This is a genomic window from Paenibacillus amylolyticus (genome assembly GCF_001570725.1).
In the GTDB taxonomy this organism is placed as follows: Bacteria; Bacillota; Bacilli; order Paenibacillales; family Paenibacillaceae; genus Paenibacillus; species Paenibacillus amylolyticus_A.
On the sequence record NZ_BCNV01000001.1, the window covers coordinates 3,433,590 to 3,449,726 of the forward strand.

The following is a 16,137-nucleotide window of genomic DNA, read 5'->3' on the forward strand; positions in this document are numbered from 1 at the left end:
ATCCCCCCACTCGTCCCAAAATCATGATCTCGTTCCATTCATGAATATTCAGGACAACCGGGGGTTAGAACAAGCTGTCAGAGCTCCCTATGGTAGTGAAGCCCCGTTTGTTGCTGGATCTTCAGAGGATTCGGATTCATTGGCAGGAGCCTCATTGTTATCCGTTTCGTCTTTTCCGTCGGTTTTACCTTCTGCTCCCGAAGTGTCTTGTTCCTTCCCTTCGGTTTCTGACGACGGATCAGAAGAGATTGGAGCCTCATCTGCTATGCCGGTAACTGCGGCTTTGGCAGTCTGTAAATTCAGCTGTACGGTTCTCTGCTCACCTGCCACCTGCTCAGTTTGCTTCACGACATACCCTTCACCCTTGACCGTAACTCCCACTTTCATGAGAGAAAGTACTTCCAGAGCATCCCGGAGAGATTCACCTGTTAGATCTGGAATCTTCATCTTGCTGCTTTCTTCCGTAAGCAGATAGATTCGTTGGCCTGGATTCATGGATGCCCCAGCAACCGGATACTGCCGAATTACATTATCCCCTTGACCAAGCGTCACATAAGCAATACCCGCGCTTAGAAGCTGGCTTCTGGCCTGTTTGGCTGTCTTACCACTCAGGTCCGGTGCCTTGGCTTGCACAACAGGAACTTCTTTTGACTTTTTGTCAGCGGTTTTGGCTGTATCTTTGGGAACTCCCATATACTGAAGCGTTTGGCTCACAATTTTTTTGAATACTGGGGCAGCTGCAGTTCCTCCCCCAATGTTGGTTCCATCCGGTTGGTCAATGACAACAAGTATAGCAATCTTCGGATTATTCACAGGTGCAAATCCAATAAACGATACAACGTCTTTCGACTTGCTGTATTCCCCGTTAACAACCTTTCTTGCTGTACCTGTCTTACCAGCTACACGGTAACCCTCGATATAAGCGTTACGACCGGTACCAATCGTTTGGTCTGCAACCACTTGTTCCAGATAACCGCTCACCAGTTTGGAAGACTCCTTGGAAATCACCTGACGAACCACTTTAGGTTTGATCACTTCCGTAGTCCCGTCATTCGGGTTCTTGATCTCCCTCACCAGATGCGGCTCCAGTAATTTGCCGCCATTAGCAATCGCCGAGATCGCTGCGACCTGTTGAATTGGTGTTACCTGTACGAGACCGTGACCGTAAGCAGCAGTAGCAATCTCGGATTTGTAAACCAACGGCTTGATCGGTGAAGCTGCCTCACTCGGCAGATCAATACCTGTCTTTTTACCAAAACCGAATTCGTCTATGTAATGACGCAGACGTTCACCACCAAGCATGTTGTAACCCAAGTTAACAAAGGCAATGTTACTTGACCGTTTGACACCTTCGAGATAAGAGATCCAACCATAGGAATGACCATTATCGCTAATCGGGAATCCACCGATATACATGCGTTTGGATTCAAAACTTGCATTCGGATCGAAGAGTTTTTCTTCCACAGCTCCTGCCAGTGTAACGATTTTGAATGTAGACCCTGGCTCATAGATGGATTGCGTCGCATGATTAATAAAGTTCTTTTGATCAGGCGTACTGCCGTACGTATTAGGATTAAAGGTTGGCCAGTTCGCCATCCCCAGAATCTCCATTGTGCTCGGGTCTGCAGCAATGACCGTCATGCTCAGTGGGTTATACTTGGCAACGGCTTCTTTCATTGCATCCTCAATGTAGAACTGGATCGTATCATCGATCGTCAGCGTGAGGTTTTTCCCGTTCTGAGGTGGCAGATAGTTATCCTGTGAATCCGGAAGTTTGATGCCTTTGGCATCCTTCTGATAATTCAGATACCCGTCTGTACCTGTCAGTGCTTCATCATATGAGACTTCAAGTCCATTGACAGCCTTTCCGTCACGGCTCATATATCCCAAGAGGTGAGAAGCAAGTGTTTCTTCAGGGTAAAAACGCTTGGACTCTTGAGCCATTACGATTGCATTACGCGCCTTATATTCCTCTTGCAATTCTTCACGCAACTCATTGACTTTTGCGGCAAGCTCAGGACTGATCTTATATCCTTCACTGCGTACTTCCCGCTGCTGATAGAAATTTCCATCTTTATTTTTGGCTGTGACAAGAGCGCGCATCTCACTCTCATTTTTCCCTAGAAGAGTAGAGAGTTTCTCCGTGACAATATCCTGAATGCCCAGTTCATCGATCAAGAGGGGATTGACCGAAACCGTATACGCAGGCGCATCGGTAGCCAGAACGTTACCATTTCGATCTGTAATTGTTCCACGTGCAGCCTTAATGGTCTGTTCCCGCTCTACTAAACCGGCCGCCCGTTCCTGCCATACACCGCCATTCACAACTTGAATGAAAAAGATTCGGGTTACGAGTACAAGAAAAAAGAGGGTAATACATCCCCCTATTAGCAACGTGCGCATCTTTATTCTTTTTATCATCGGAACACCTCTTTACTTACTGCTTGTATTCGAGGACGATTCAGCACCTGTTGATTTCGTACTTGTGGAGCGAGGTACAAAAATGACATCCTTACCGGAAGCTTCAACATAACCAAGCTGTTTTGCATTTTCGATGACCTGATTGTTCAATGTTTCTTTTTCCACTTGCAGGTCTGCAATCGTCTTCTCATACCCCTTGATATCCGAAATAGTGGACTGTGCCTGCTTGTTCAGATCATAGATTTGAGCATAACGAGACATCAAGGCTCCTCCAACAAGGATCACTGCAACCAGGGTAATCAGATACAAAATCTTCTCGCGTGCCGGAAGACCCGTACGACGGGTCACCACTTTGGTGGTTTCTTTGTATCGTTGCTGGGTCACACGTTCCTGGGACGCTTTTTCTTTTACGGCGAGATTACCACGTGTATATGCCATACTCCGATTCTCTCCTCCACTCTTGATCTACAATTTCTCGGCTACGCGCAGCTTGGCTGAACGAGCACGTGAATTTTCGGCCAATTCCGTTTCCGTTGGAATCAGCGGTTTTCTGTTAATTAAACGCAGGGACCCCTTGCCCCCACATACACACAACGGAAAATCGGGTGGACATGTACATTTCTCCAGATAACTGCTTAAAATCTGTTTACATATCCGATCCTCAAGGGAGTGGAAGGTAATAACAGATACACGTCCTCCTGGTGCAAGACAACGAACAGCCTGATGTAGTCCTTCTTCAAACGCACCCAACTCATCGTTGACGGTAATTCGTAATGCCTGGAAGCTGCGTTTGGCAGGATGTCCACCGGTACGGCGAGCCGCCGCCGGAATGCCTTCCTTGATCAGTTCCACTAGTTCACCAGTGGTCTCAATGGTAGACTGAGCTCGTTTTCCGACGATAACACGGGCAATTCTTCTGGAAAACTTCTCTTCACCATAGCGATACAAAATTCGGGCAATCTCTTCTTCTGGCCATTCATTCACAATCTCTTTGGCCGTCAGCATTGCATCCTGGTCCATTCGCATATCGAGCGGAGCATCGTGATTGTAGCTGAATCCACGTTCTCCTTCATCAAATTGCGGAGATGACACACCCAAGTCGTACAAGATACCATCTACCTGTGGTACGCCATCCTTCATTGGTACATCCAGATCCTTGAGCACCTGTTCCAGATCTCTAAAATTGGTTTTCACCAATGTTACACGTTCTCCATAGGCAGCGAGCTTCTCGCGAGCATTATCCAAAGCCCAATCATCCTGATCAAGTGCGATCAGACGTCCCCCTGGACCAAGCTTGGAAGCAATCACGGAGCTATGTCCGCCACCGCCTAAAGTGCAGTCCACGTATATACCGTCCTGCTTGATGTTTAATCCCTCTGTTGCCTCTTCTTTGAGTACGGTTATGTGGTGAAACAACCTGCACCCCTCCTGACTTTATAAATCAAAATTAAAATCGACCAGCTTTTCGGCAATGTCGTTGAATGCTTCTTCGGATTGATTGAAATAACTCTCCCATATGCCTTTGCTCCAAATCTCCACCCGGTTCGACACGCCAAGAACAACACAATCCTTGTCCAGCTTGGCATACTCTCTTAAATTGCCCGGCAGATTTACCCTGCCCTGTTTGTCCAGTTCACATTCGGTTGCACCCGAGAAAAAAAACCGGGTAAACGCACGTGCATCAGATTTCATCAATGGCAGTGCTTTGAGCTTCTGTTCCATGACCCCCCACTCCTCCATGGGGTACACGAAAAGACACTGGTCCAAACCCCGTGTGACAACGAAAGACGGTCCCAGAGATTCGCGGAATTTAGCCGGAATGATAACCCGACCCTTATCATCAATGCTATGTTGGAACTCCCCCATAAACATTGGCCCACTCACTCCTCACCCGTTTCTCCCACTTTGCCCCACTTTCCACCACCTAAGCATAATAGATTCGCACAAAAAAATCAAAACCCTTCTTGCAATACTTGATTTTTTGATTTTTCAACATAAAAAAACGTCTTTGATCCTGTCACTCAGGATCAAAGACGTTTCCCGTAAACGGGCAATCGTATGTCTACCCGCACATGAGCCATATCATCAATAAACCATTCTATACCCTTTGAATCATTTCATCAGCTTGTAATTAATGGATAAAGCTTAAAATTTCCAGCTATCCAGGTATTTTTCCTGTTCTGCTGACAAGGAGTCAATGCCAATATTCAAGCTTTCAAGTTTATAGCTGGCAACCTGTTGGTCGATATCGTAAGGTACGTTAACCACGTTTTTACCCAAGTTTTCATAATTCTCACTTACATAACGCAGACCAAGCGCTTGAAGAGCAAACGTTGTATCCATGATTTCGGCCGGGTGACCATCCGCTGCACCCAGGTTTACAAGACGCCCCTCTGCAAGAAGGTACATTTTACGACCATCTTTAAAGCGATATTCCTCAATGTTGCGGCGAACTGTACGAATCGATTCCGAACGTTTAGCTAGTTCAGGCTTATTCACTTCAACATCAAAGTGACCTGCATTGCTCAGGATTGCTCCGTCCTTCATTACATCGTAATGCTCACCCGTAATAACATCCTTATTACCTGTAACTGCGATAAAGAAATCGCCCAATTTAGCAGCTTCCACCATCGTCATGACCCGGAATCCGTCCATGTGTGCTTCTACTGCTTTGATTGGATCAATCTCAGTTACGATCACATTCGCTCCAAGACCTTTGGCGCGCATCGCTACACCTTTACCACACCAGCCATATCCGGCTACGACTACATTCTTACCTGCTACAACCAGATTGGTTGTACGGATGATACCGTCAAATGCGGATTGACCTGTGCCATAACGATTATCAAACAGATATTTGCAGTATGCGTCATTAACTGCCACCATCGGGAATTTCAATTGGCCTTCTTTCGCCAATGCTTTCAAACGAATAATGCCCGTTGTCGTTTCTTCTGCTCCTCCGCGAATTGTCGCTGCAAGATCAGGACGCTCGGATGCAATAATAGTTGCGAAGTCTCCGCCATCATCAATAATGAGATCAGGTTTCACCTCAAGCGCACGAAGTTGCAATGATTTGAATTCCGCAGGTTCCGGGTTGTACTTCGCATATACGGTAACGCCATCTTCTACCAATGCAGCGCAGACATCATCTTGTGTAGACAATGGGTTGCTGTGCGTAATCGTTACTTCTGCGCCGCCGGCTTGGATCACTTTTGCCAAATAAGCTGTTTTTGCTTCCAGATGAAGACAAATGGCAACCTTCAATCCTTTGAAAGGCAGATCCTGTTCGAACTGGCGACGAATGCGGTTCAGTACCGGCATGTGCGCCTCTACCCAATCAATTTTCAAATGCCCCTCTGAAGCGAGTCCCATATCTTTAACAATACTGTTTTGCAATGCAGGTGTAGTCATTTCACGTCCTCCTCGTTTATGTGTTTCTTCTATTATAAAGGTCTCTACAGTGCAATAACCTTGTGCTCTCCATGGAATTCGCTTGAAGCCTTAATCAGCTCATCGATCCACTCGGTGCCATAACGATTCAGGTAAAAGAGTGCATTATGTACTCGTTCCTGCGGTTTGCCCGCCGGGAAAAGAGAGTTTTGAATGCCGTTCCAATGCCTTAAACTTACATTATGTTTATCTTCAATGGCTTTGTGAGTCTGCTGCTTGAGATACTGCATTTGCTCGTTAATTTTACTCAAGTTGGTATCTCCAATTCGTTCCAGCCCAGGATGAATCTCCGCAATTTCATCTAACAAGGGACCATACAGATCCAAAAACGCTTCCTGGACCTTGTCAAATTGTTCTTCTACCTGGAACGTCTCCTGCTGAGCTAGCCACTGTTCCTTCTTGTCTTCCATATGATATTGAACATCCTGAAAAGAAAGTCCATATTGTTTCATATGTTTATGATGAATATCTTCCATGATAGTGAAGGACAACCGCGGCAATAAAATAGGCATTTGCAGTCCGAACTGCTGGAATGCTTCGCGAGTCAAACCCCAATATGCAATTTCACCTTGACCCAAAATAACAGCGGCTACAGGCAGAACCGAATCCTGCATTAATGGCCGAGTCAATACGTTGTTACTGAAGCGCTCCGGATGCTCTTCCAGTTCCTGAAGCAAACGCTCCTCTGTGAAAGAAACCAGGCCTTTGCGATCGCTATACAAGCCATCCTTAAGCATCAAAAGCAAACGTGTGCCTTCATGGATGTAGAACAGATTGGCTCCATCCTCAGCCACTTCGGCAGGCATAGCATAACCAGCTTGTTCCACCAACGAAGCTCCTTGTGCGTAAGCGTTACGCAACACTTCATTTCGTCGGATTAGCTGTTCAAACACGGGCCGTTCCAATCTGCGCAAGTCCGGATCTGATGCGTCCATTAGTATAAGTCCAGTGCCGGCAAACAAAGCGGATATCATGCGGGCAAATGCATCACTCAGATTCGAACTGGATTGATGGATCTCAGTAATGCATTTCATCAATCCTGGTTTATGTATCGTATCAGGTAACAGACGCTCCACCTGCTCGAGTACACTCATCCACTGCTGCGTATCTACATGAACATTACTCACAGAATCCCTTCCTGCGAATCGTCCCTGCAACTTGACTTTCTTCATGTCTCCCTGGTGATTAGGCAGGTAGGTATGGTTAACCTCATCCCAGTCATGGTCTTCACCAGCGATCCAAAATACTGGAACTACCGGGCGTTGAAGTCTTTCTTCGGCTTCACGGGCAGCTGCCACTACGCTAGCGGCTTTGTATATGACGAACAATGGTCCGGTAAGCAAACCGCTCTGCTGTCCTCCTGTAACCACCAATGCGCCTTGTTCTGCAAGACGTGTGATGGACGCATGAACCTCTTCATGGTCGTTCACCCGTTTATTATATATACGTAAATACTCTGCCAGGTCACGACGATCAATACGTGTGTTTTCCGATTGGTCCAACCACTCGGCACGCGTCTGAAGTCCTGATTCCCAGCGAATGTCATACTCGTAAAGGACACGCGCAGCATCTCTTGAACAGATATAATCTTCTGCAAGTCTTGATCCGCTGCGGAGTGCCTCGGTAATACCGTTCATGAGGTCTGCCTCCTATTCTGCTTCAAAGAGCCTTTCTTGATTGTACCGAATTCAGGGCCGCTTCGTCAAAAGAAAGTCATTAAAAAACGAAAAAAACCGCCGAACGAGTCGGCGGCACATAATACATCAATAATAGCATATCACTTTTATATTTCTATTATACGTAAGGCTCTGCAACCCAGTGACCTTTGGAAACCTCAATCAATTGAGCATTTTCCAGGTTGTACGGGTCATTTGCAGGACCGCCAGATCCATTTTGAATCGGGCTCATATGCTCTTCCGGCAGCAAGATGCGACGTTTGTTCGCTTCCACTTCCGGATCAGGCACAGGGATCGCGGAGAGCAATGTTTTGGTATAAGGGTGGACAGGGTTCGCATATAGTTCTTCACTTTCTGCGAGTTCAACCACTTTACCCATGTACATTACAGCTACACGGTCACTGATATGTTTAACCATGGACAAGTCATGCGCAATAAAGAGGTATGTCAAGCCGAGACGTTGCTGAAGTTCTTCAAGCAATTTAACGACCTGAGCCTGAATGGATACATCCAGTGCAGACAATGGCTCATCACAGATGATGAATTTAGGGTCTACAGCAAGTGCACGCGCAATCCCGATCCGTTGTCTTTGACCACCAGAGAATTCATGTGGATAACGAAGTGCATGACTTGGATTCAAACCTACCAGATCAAGCAACTCTTCCACTCGTCTCTTACGCTCTTTAGAGCTGGAAGCCAGACCATGAATATCAAGGGACTCTCCGATAATATCCATAACGTTGAAACGCGGGTTAAGGGATGCATATGGATCTTGGAAGATCATCTGCATATCTTTACGCATTTCTTTCATTTTACGCGGGGACAACTTGTAGATATCCGTTCCGTTAAAGTTAACACTTCCGCCAGTTGGCTCATAAAGACGCAAAATGGTACGACCTGTTGTGGATTTACCACAGCCTGACTCACCTACAACGCCAAGTGTTTCTCCTTCAAAGATATCAAAGCTTACGTCATTAACCGCTTTAAGAATGTTACCTTTACCCAGATTAAAGTACTGTTTCAAGTTTTTCACTTGTACCAGAGGCTTGTTGCTGCCTTTGATAATACCAGCCGGAGTTGGTTTTTCCTTTTTGGGCTCGTCCAGACGAGGCAAAGCATTCAGCAATTTAATCGTATATGGATGTTGAGGGTTACTAAAGATTTCAGCAGTTGTTCCTGTTTCAACAACTTCGCCTTCTTTCATAACAACAACTCGGTCACACATACCCGCTACTACACCAAGGTCATGCGTAATCAGCATGATCGATGTTCCAAGCTTTTGCTGCATGTCTTTCATTACATCCAGGATTTGAGCCTGGATTGTAACGTCAAGTGCAGTTGTCGGCTCATCCGCAATCAGAAGGGATGGACGACATGCAAGCGCAATCGCGATCATGGCACGCTGACGCATACCACCAGAGAATTGGTGTGGATAATGATTCATGCGAATAGCTGCATTTTTGATACCTACAAGTTCCAGCATTTCCAAAGCAGCTTTATCCGCCGCTTGTTTGGACATGTTCTGATGCTTGCGCAATACTTCGGTAATTTGTTTACCAATTTTAATGGTAGGATTCAAAGAAGTCATTGGATCTTGGAAGATCATACCGATATCTTTACCACGAATCGCTTCCATTTGTTTGTCTGTCTTATTCAGCAGGTCTTGCCCGTGAAAAGTAATTTCTCCGCTTTTGACCTTCGAAGGCGGGGAGGGAATCAATTTCATGATGGTTTGGGCGGTAACACTCTTACCACTACCGGATTCACCTACGATCCCCAGCGTCTCTCCTTTGCCAATTTCAAAACTCACATTTTTAACGGCATCAAATTCACCAGAGCGCGTTGAGAATGACACGCTCAAGTCCTTGACTGTTAAAATCGGCTCCATAATCCCACCTCCTATTTCTATTTACGTAATTTCGGATCGAGCGCGTCGCGCAAACCGTCACCGAGCAAGTTAAATGCAAGCATAGTCAGAACCATCAGACCTGCCGGGAACCACATCCGCCAAGGATACAGCGTCCAGCCTGTGAGTGCGTCATTGATCATGGATCCCAGGGATGATCTCGGTGCAGATACACCAAGTCCGAGGAAGCTCAGAAACGCCTCAGCAAAGATCGCGTTAGGAATGGACAATGTCAAAGTTACGATAATCGGACCAACTGCATTTGGCAACAAGTGACGGAACAATTGACGTCCTGTACTTGCACCCATGGAGCGAGCCGCGAGAATGAAATCTCTGTTTTTGAGTTGCATAATCTCACCACGTACAATCCACGACATACTGATCCAGCCTGTAATGGTGAGGGCAATGATGATGGTTGTCAGACTTGGTTCCAATACAACCAGCAACAAGATAACAACGAGCATGTAAGGCAGGGAATACAGGATTTCGGAGAACTTGTTCATGATACCATCAACACGTCCGCCATAGTAACCCATAATTGCACCATAGATTACACCAATAACAAGGTCAATCAGAGCTGCTGCCAAACCTACAGTAAGGGATACACGAGCACCAACCCATGTTCTTACCCATACATCACGACCAAGTTCATCTGTACCGAACCAATGCTCGGCACTAGGCGCTGCGTTGGCATTCATCAAATCATTTGAATAATAATTATAACTTGTGAACAAAGAAGTTGGACCAATCAAAGAGAAAATCACGACAAGAACCAATACACCCAGACTTATCATAGCAGCCTTATTGGTTGCAAGTCTGTACATGGCATCTTTAAAAAGGGATACACTTTCTTGCGGTTTAACCGCTGCCTGACTAGTCAGGTTAGTGTTCGCCGTTTCATTCTTTTTATTATTCGTGCCAGACAACGTTATGCCCCCTTCCGGCTTTCCAGCTTAATTCTAGGATCGATCAGCACGTAAGCAATATCTGTTAGGAAACGTGCCAACATGAGGAGAATACCATAGAAAATCGTGATTCCCATAATCATGGTGTAATCCCGGTTTGTGATACTTTCTACGAATACTTTACCAATTCCCCCGATGTTAAAGATCTGTTCAATTACAACGGAACCTGTGATGATATTCGCTGTCATTGGACCAACATAAGTTACTACCGGTAGAATACCGTTTCTTACAACGTGTTTAAACATAATCGCTGGCCATTTCAAACCTTTGGCTTTAGCTGTTTTGATATAATCTGCATGTAAAACTTCCAGCATGCTGGAACGCGTCAAACGTGCGATAAAGGCAATTGGTGATGCAGACAATGCTGCAACTGGGAGTACATAGTCAAGCGGTCCGTCGAAGCCCATAACGTTGAACCATCCCAATTTGAAGGCAAATAGATACTGTAGTAATGATGCGAGCAAGAAGCTCGGAACAGCAATACCTATGACAGCTATGACCATTGTGACATCATCAATCAATTTGCGGTGATAAACAGCTGCCAGAAGACCCAGCAACACACCAACAATAATGGAGATAATGATCGCAAAGATTCCAAGCTTCAGTGAAGCGGTGAATGTCTCAGCAATCATACTGGATACATCGCGATTCAAATATTTCATTGAAACCCCGAAATCCCCTTTGACAATTCCACCCATATACTTCAGGTATTGTTCATACATCGGCTTGTCCAGTCCATACTTGGTTTCCAAGAGTGCACGGATCTCAGGTGATACTTTTTTCTCGGATGTAAAAGGGTCACCAGGAATGGCCTTCATCAGGAAGAAAGTCATCGATGCGAGTATGAAAAGCGATAGCAGCATAAATAGTAGTTTTTTCAAAACGTACTTAACCAACCCTTGCACACCTCCACAAACAATATTTTGTATACAAATCGATTGTAGAATTAGACAGAAATAAAGTCCAATCCATTTATCGGAAATTTCAAGAATTATAAGGAAAATCGGTGCACATACAAAAAAATCGGGATATATATGGAATTCCACATATATATCCCGAAGTAATCATATTAGACTTCAGAACAACTTATTTCTCTTCCAGATATGCACGAGTGAAGTCAATAGCTCCACTGAAATCAAGTTGTACGCCTTTCAGATAAGGCTTAGTCAAAGATACGTTAGTGTAGTAATAGATTGGCATAACGCCCATTTCATCTTGAATCAGGATTTTCTCAGCGTCAGCAAATGCAGCCATACGTGCAGCTGGATCAGCAGATTTTACAGTGTCTTTAACATCTTTGTCATACTGTTCGTTGCTGAATTTGGAATCATTGTTTGTGTTTCCAGTAGTCCACATTTCCAAGAAGTTGTATGGATCGTTGTAGTCAGCAGACCAACCTGCACGAGCTACTTGGAAGTTTTGGTTTTGACGGTTCTCAAGGAATACGCCCCACTCTTGGTTTTCTGTTTTCACATCAACACCAAGATTTTGTTTCCACATGTCAGCAATCGCCAAAGCAATTTTCGCGTGACCATCACTAGTGTTGTAGATCAAAGTAACAGCTGGCAATGTTGTGTAACCTTCTTCTTTCATACCTTCAGCAAGCAATGCTTTAGCTTCGTCCACATTTTCAGTGAAGTAATCGTCTTTGTGCTCATCACGGAATTCGCCGTTTTCACCACGGATACCTGGAGGTACAAAGCCGAATGCTGGAATTTGTCCACCTTGTGTTACTTTGTCAACGATCAACTGACGTTGAATGGACATTGCAAATGCTTTACGGATTTTAACGTTGTTAAATGGTGCTTCGTTTACGTTGAACTGGTAGTAGTAAGTACTTGCAATACCAGTAGCTTTGAACTCGTCCGGCAATTCCGCTTTTACAGAAGGAATTTGGTCGGAAGGAATTTCACCGTTAGGTGCACCAGTGTAGTCCAATTGTCCTGATTTGTAAGCTTGCAATTCGGAAGCACTGCTGTTAGTCAGGGACATATCGATTTGAGCCAACTTGATGTCGGCAGCTGCATGGTAACCATCGTTTTTCTTCACAACAATTTTTTGACCTTTAGCGTATTGATCCATTACGAATGGTCCGTTAACGATCATGTTTTTGTAGTCTGTGAAGAATTTATCATTTGTGTCAGCAGATGCATGTACTGGATAGTACGTGTAGAATGCTGTCAGACCCAAGAAGTAAGGTGTTGGGTTTTCCAACGTTACTTCCAGCGTGTTTGCATCAGTAGCTTTAACGCCTACTTGGGAGAAATCTGTGATTTTAGTACCAGTGTATGTTTCGTCTTTGCTGAGGTTGTAACCTTCAGCGCCTTTGATGTAGTACAATTGGTATGCATATGGAGAAGCTGTTTCCGGTTTCAAAGCACGTTCCCAAGAACGAACAAAGTCTTCCGCAGTGATTGCATCACCATTGCTCCATTTAGCTTCCGGGTTCAGGTTGAAAACATATTTCAAACCATCTTCGGAGATTGTCCAGTCTGTAGCTACGCCTGGTTGTTCTTTACCATCAGCATCGATGCGTACAAGACCTTCATACAAGAATTTCAGAACTGTGTTGGTTTGGCTGTCTTTTGCTTGAGCCGGGTCCAACGTAGGAGGTTCAGCTGACAGGTTGATTTTCAGGATTTGATCTTTAGCAAGACCATTTCCTTCGTTTGCAGAACCAGTATCGGTGTTACCTGTGCCTTCGTTTTTCGATCCGCACGCTGCAAGTACGGTACCGAACGCCAAAATCAGCGTCAAAAGGACTAATAGACTTTTCCTTTTCATCTAACACGTTCCCCCTAAATTGATATGGTTTATATGTTTATAGATTATACAACCACCGGTCAAAAAAATCTACATTACTTTTTCAGAAAGTAATGTTTTTTTCAGTTTTCGACAAAATCGACACATTTTTTAGCCCTTTTGCGTTATGTATCCTCACATCTGTTGCATGAAGTATCTAAATAATCCAAATAAAGTAAACAAAACATACCCGAAACTCATGATGACGAAAGCCATGCGCCATACGGCCCGGAACATTCTACCCCTATCGACCTTCCCTTTTAGTCGATTTTGCGCACCCCCAATGAATCCAAGTGCTACTAGTATGAGTATTAATGTCAGATAAAAACCAAAATTCGAGTCAAATGTTAAGTTGAATAACGCTGAAACTGAAAATACGAGAAAAAAAGTGGTTACATCCATTGCCATTCGCAATGCTGAGCGTTTGTCTTTTTTCCAAATGTACATTCCCCAATACACAAGAAAGAACGGAAAAAAAGGTAGTATGCTCAATACAATAAAAAGTGCCATTAACTCACTCCTTCCGGTTGCATTCCTTCAATCAGATGAAGCAGTATTTCATGTGTAGGTGCAGCAAGGCCTGACTTTTGTGCCATCCTTACAATATGTCCGTTGATTGATCCGACTTCTGTACCACGTCCTTGAAGAACATCTGCAAGCATGGAGGAAGTATTCGTGGCTGTGGAACGACAGACATCGATCAGTTGCTCCCACATATCCTGATCTAGCCTTATTCCACTGGTTGAGTAGATTACCAATGTTTCATCATATAACTGGCGCATAAGCTTCTTGCGATCTTGCTTAGTGATCAATTCACCATTGGGAATTCGCCATAATGCCGTAAGCGGGTTAATGACCGCGTTGATCAACAGTTTTCTGTATATCAGCTTATCGATTTCATTCGACACTGTACAGTCAAATCCTGCCTGCTGCAGAAGTTTCGATAGAGTAAATGTTCTCTTCTCCTCTATTGAGGAAGGTGCTTCTATATGTATGTTACGCCTCCCCAGTCTGGTTTCACCTGCACCCGCACGAGTGACCTCACACTGGGCACGCTTCGCACCCTCTGTTGTAATCACGCTACATAGCAGTGAATGTGGCAAAGCAGCTTGTAATTTTTCCAGATGGCCCATCCCATTTTGAAAACACGCCATGTTCAGCACATGATCCTTCAATGGACTAATCTCATGAATGAAATCGTCAATGCTTGTCTGCTTAACCATGAGCAGCAACCATTCTCCAGGAGTGTGCTCCCACGTGTCCGACAGCTCGTTGATCGGTTTTGCCTGTATCTGATCCGGTATAATATGTATCTTCCCGTCTCGCTCCACGATCGTTACTCCATCACGGCTTAGTAGCTCTGCATGAGCGGGTGTTCTGGTCCAAAATCGAACCTGGTTACCTGCCGCCAGCAGTTTTCCGCCATATAATAGACCCAGTGCCCCTGCTCCTACGATGTCAATAATCATATGATGCACTCCTCTCCGCTTCAGTAGGTAATCTTCTCTTATCTATAATAGAGCAAAAACACCAAACTAAAAACCCGTCATACCTGCCGTTATGTAACGGAGGTGTGGCGGGTTTATATCTGACATTCGCAAATCAAAGGGCTGTTCTTGCTATTCAATTCGTTCCAGGTTCCCGTTGGCATCCATCTTGAAACGTGTTTTGAGTTCCTCTTCTTCTTCAGACAGAAATGCGAGTCTGCGAGCCCGATCCATAATCTGAATTAAAGCTTTGTAATCGTCATTTACCACACGGTAATCCGTCTGCACCTCATTCACTTCTTTGGAGAGACGGTCATTCTCGCAGCGCAGTTCCAGCAATTCATCTTCTTTCTCCCGAAGCTCCTTCTCCAGCATCTTGAGCTGACGACTGCTCTCCTGCACTGTCCCTTTCCATTGTCGCAGGAAGCGAATTACCGCATCCATTGATAATGAATCGTCCGAGATCCCATCTGATTTGTACAGATGTTCTTCGGTATCCAGTGTAGACAGAGCTGCAACCTGCGGTCCCAGCATAGCCGGCTGCTTTCTGAGATAACTGCGTTTTTGCCGTTGTGCCTTGGCGTTACTGATGGCAGACTCATACTTTTTACGTACACAGCTGTTCCAGCGAAAACCGCATGCGGCAGAAGTTCTGCCTATTTTTTCGCCTACCTCTTCAAAAGCGGCCAGTTGTGTACTACCTTCCCGAATATGACGCAAAGTAACCTCAGCCAATATCAAATCGTCCTCTGTACTCCAAGCATCCTGTCTCACTGCAGTCATGCTATAATACCCTCCTAACAACATCCTAAAATAACCGTCCGCATTACCGGAAGCCCGGTATGTGAATTAGGTATAAAAGCTGCTTCATTCATTCTTATGCCTCTCATAGAGTTCATAGAATTGATTTCATACTAAAATGTATTTCCACATTTAGCCTTGCTCATACGTAACATATGTAAAACTACTCCCGCTTTACTTGCTAAAGGGCAAAAAAAGAATTCGCTTTCATATCCAATTTTGTTTACACGTTTTTCCTTTCCCGGTATAATGTTGTGTAGACAATCTATGATCGCACTTAGGAGAGGAGGATTTACCGTGGCACGCATGTTTCGGGTACTCGGGTTCTTCACGCTTGCGATTGGCCTGATGGCTTTTGCGGGAGATCTGGTCGAAATGGCTTTGCTTTTTTTCCTGCAGACTGCGTTTTTTGTCATTTTGGGATACTTGAAATTCACTGAAAGAACGTACATATTGCTCTTTTGGGGTTATATGATCGTGACATTCACGGGATTCAGCTACTGGACTGTATTCGAAATGGGGTTGCCGCTCTAATCCACCTGCAGCATCAAAGTGATCCGGCATCAGTCGGGTTGCTTTTTTGTTGTGTTCAGATTAAATGATTGTTCGTGGTGTTATGTAACCACTAA

At 44.9% G+C, this 16,137-nt stretch carries 14 protein-coding genes; 1 reads left to right on the plus strand and 13 read right to left on the minus strand.

Annotated features, from left to right (window positions below; genetic code table 11):
• Positions 1 to 87: 87 nt before the first annotated feature.
• The 13 genes from PAHA3_RS15240 to PAHA3_RS15300 all read right to left on the minus strand — a co-directional run bounded on the left by PAHA3_RS15240 (position 88) and on the right by PAHA3_RS15300 (position 15,490).
• The gene (locus PAHA3_RS15240; RefSeq protein ID WP_062835460.1) at positions 88 to 2,421 is read right to left on the minus strand and encodes a penicillin-binding transpeptidase domain-containing protein; all 2,334 of its coding nucleotides are present in this window, start codon (positions 2,419 to 2,421) and stop codon (positions 88 to 90) included.
• A gap of 12 nt (positions 2,422 to 2,433) precedes the next feature.
• A complete protein-coding gene (locus tag PAHA3_RS15245; protein ID WP_062835461.1) occupies positions 2,434 to 2,859 on the minus strand; it encodes a hypothetical protein in 426 nt (141 codons plus the stop codon).
• Between the two features lie 27 nt (positions 2,860 to 2,886).
• The gene (gene rsmH / locus PAHA3_RS15250) at positions 2,887 to 3,837 is read right to left on the minus strand and encodes a 16S rRNA (cytosine(1402)-N(4))-methyltransferase RsmH (RefSeq protein WP_062835462.1); all 951 of its coding nucleotides are present in this window, start codon (positions 3,835 to 3,837) and stop codon (positions 2,887 to 2,889) included.
• Positions 3,838 to 3,855: 18 nt separating this feature from the next.
• Entirely contained in the window at positions 3,856 to 4,293 is a 438-nt protein-coding gene (gene mraZ, locus PAHA3_RS15255; protein ID WP_017687291.1) for a division/cell wall cluster transcriptional repressor MraZ, read from the minus strand.
• Positions 4,294 to 4,566: 273 nt separating this feature from the next.
• Positions 4,567 to 5,832 (minus strand): adenosylhomocysteinase, encoded by a 1,266-nt coding sequence (locus PAHA3_RS15260; RefSeq protein ID WP_062835463.1) that lies wholly within the window; start codon positions 5,830 to 5,832, stop codon positions 4,567 to 4,569.
• A gap of 44 nt (positions 5,833 to 5,876) precedes the next feature.
• A complete protein-coding gene (gene bshC / locus PAHA3_RS15265; RefSeq protein WP_062835464.1) occupies positions 5,877 to 7,508 on the minus strand; it encodes a bacillithiol biosynthesis cysteine-adding enzyme BshC in 1,632 nt (543 codons plus the stop codon).
• 157 nt (positions 7,509 to 7,665) lie between these two features.
• Entirely contained in the window at positions 7,666 to 9,435 is a 1,770-nt protein-coding gene (locus PAHA3_RS31150) for an ABC transporter ATP-binding protein (protein WP_062835465.1), read from the minus strand.
• 17 nt (positions 9,436 to 9,452) lie between these two features.
• Positions 9,453 to 10,334, minus strand: a complete 882-nt coding sequence (locus tag PAHA3_RS15275) for an ABC transporter permease (protein WP_371327939.1) — start codon at positions 10,332 to 10,334, stop codon at positions 9,453 to 9,455.
• A gap of 47 nt (positions 10,335 to 10,381) precedes the next feature.
• Positions 10,382 to 11,314, minus strand: coding sequence for an ABC transporter permease (locus tag PAHA3_RS15280; RefSeq protein ID WP_062835467.1), 933 nt, complete (start codon positions 11,312 to 11,314; stop codon positions 10,382 to 10,384).
• 190 nt (positions 11,315 to 11,504) lie between these two features.
• Positions 11,505 to 13,202 carry a peptide ABC transporter substrate-binding protein gene (locus PAHA3_RS15285; protein WP_062835468.1) on the minus strand — a complete coding sequence of 566 codons (1,698 nt, stop codon included), beginning with the start codon at positions 13,200 to 13,202 and terminating at the stop codon, positions 11,505 to 11,507.
• Positions 13,203 to 13,355: 153 nt separating this feature from the next.
• Positions 13,356 to 13,730, minus strand: coding sequence for a DUF3397 domain-containing protein (locus PAHA3_RS15290; RefSeq protein ID WP_062835469.1), 375 nt, complete (start codon positions 13,728 to 13,730; stop codon positions 13,356 to 13,358).
• The gene (locus tag PAHA3_RS15295) at positions 13,730 to 14,689 is read right to left on the minus strand and encodes a ketopantoate reductase family protein (RefSeq protein ID WP_062835470.1); all 960 of its coding nucleotides are present in this window, start codon (positions 14,687 to 14,689) and stop codon (positions 13,730 to 13,732) included. The genes PAHA3_RS15290 and PAHA3_RS15295 overlap by 1 nt, the downstream gene beginning before the upstream one ends.
• A gap of 150 nt (positions 14,690 to 14,839) precedes the next feature.
• Positions 14,840 to 15,490 (minus strand): RsfA family transcriptional regulator, encoded by a 651-nt coding sequence (locus tag PAHA3_RS15300; RefSeq protein WP_017687282.1) that lies wholly within the window; start codon positions 15,488 to 15,490, stop codon positions 14,840 to 14,842.
• Between the two features lie 315 nt (positions 15,491 to 15,805).
• On the opposite strand from PAHA3_RS15300, the gene PAHA3_RS15305 reads away from it, so the two are divergent.
• Positions 15,806 to 16,042 (plus strand): DUF2626 domain-containing protein, encoded by a 237-nt coding sequence (locus PAHA3_RS15305; protein WP_017687281.1) that lies wholly within the window; start codon positions 15,806 to 15,808, stop codon positions 16,040 to 16,042.
• Positions 16,043 to 16,137 lie beyond the last annotated feature (95 nt).

What these genes read in the sequence shown, in the direction of transcription:
- bshC (WP_062835464.1), bottom strand. Translation starts at nt 7,508, where the DNA reads ATGAACGGTATTACCGAGGCACTCCGCAGCGGATCAAGACTTGCAGAA.
- PAHA3_RS15245 (WP_062835461.1), bottom strand. Translation starts at nt 2,859, where the DNA reads ATGGCATATACACGTGGTAATCTCGCCGTAAAAGAAAAAGCGTCCCAG.
- mraZ (WP_017687291.1), bottom strand. Translation starts at nt 4,293, where the DNA reads ATGTTTATGGGGGAGTTCCAACATAGCATTGATGATAAGGGTCGGGTT.
- PAHA3_RS15290 (WP_062835469.1), bottom strand. Translation starts at nt 13,730, where the DNA reads ATGGCACTTTTTATTGTATTGAGCATACTACCTTTTTTTCCGTTCTTT.
- PAHA3_RS15240 (WP_062835460.1), bottom strand. Translation starts at nt 2,421, where the DNA reads ATGATAAAAAGAATAAAGATGCGCACGTTGCTAATAGGGGGATGTATT.
- PAHA3_RS15300 (WP_017687282.1), bottom strand. Translation starts at nt 15,490, where the DNA reads ATGACTGCAGTGAGACAGGATGCTTGGAGTACAGAGGACGATTTGATA.
- PAHA3_RS15260 (WP_062835463.1), bottom strand. Translation starts at nt 5,832, where the DNA reads ATGACTACACCTGCATTGCAAAACAGTATTGTTAAAGATATGGGACTC.
- PAHA3_RS31150 (WP_062835465.1), bottom strand. Translation starts at nt 9,435, where the DNA reads ATGGAGCCGATTTTAACAGTCAAGGACTTGAGCGTGTCATTCTCAACG.
- PAHA3_RS15285 (WP_062835468.1), bottom strand. Translation starts at nt 13,202, where the DNA reads ATGAAAAGGAAAAGTCTATTAGTCCTTTTGACGCTGATTTTGGCGTTC.
- PAHA3_RS15295 (WP_062835470.1), bottom strand. Translation starts at nt 14,689, where the DNA reads ATGATTATTGACATCGTAGGAGCAGGGGCACTGGGTCTATTATATGGC.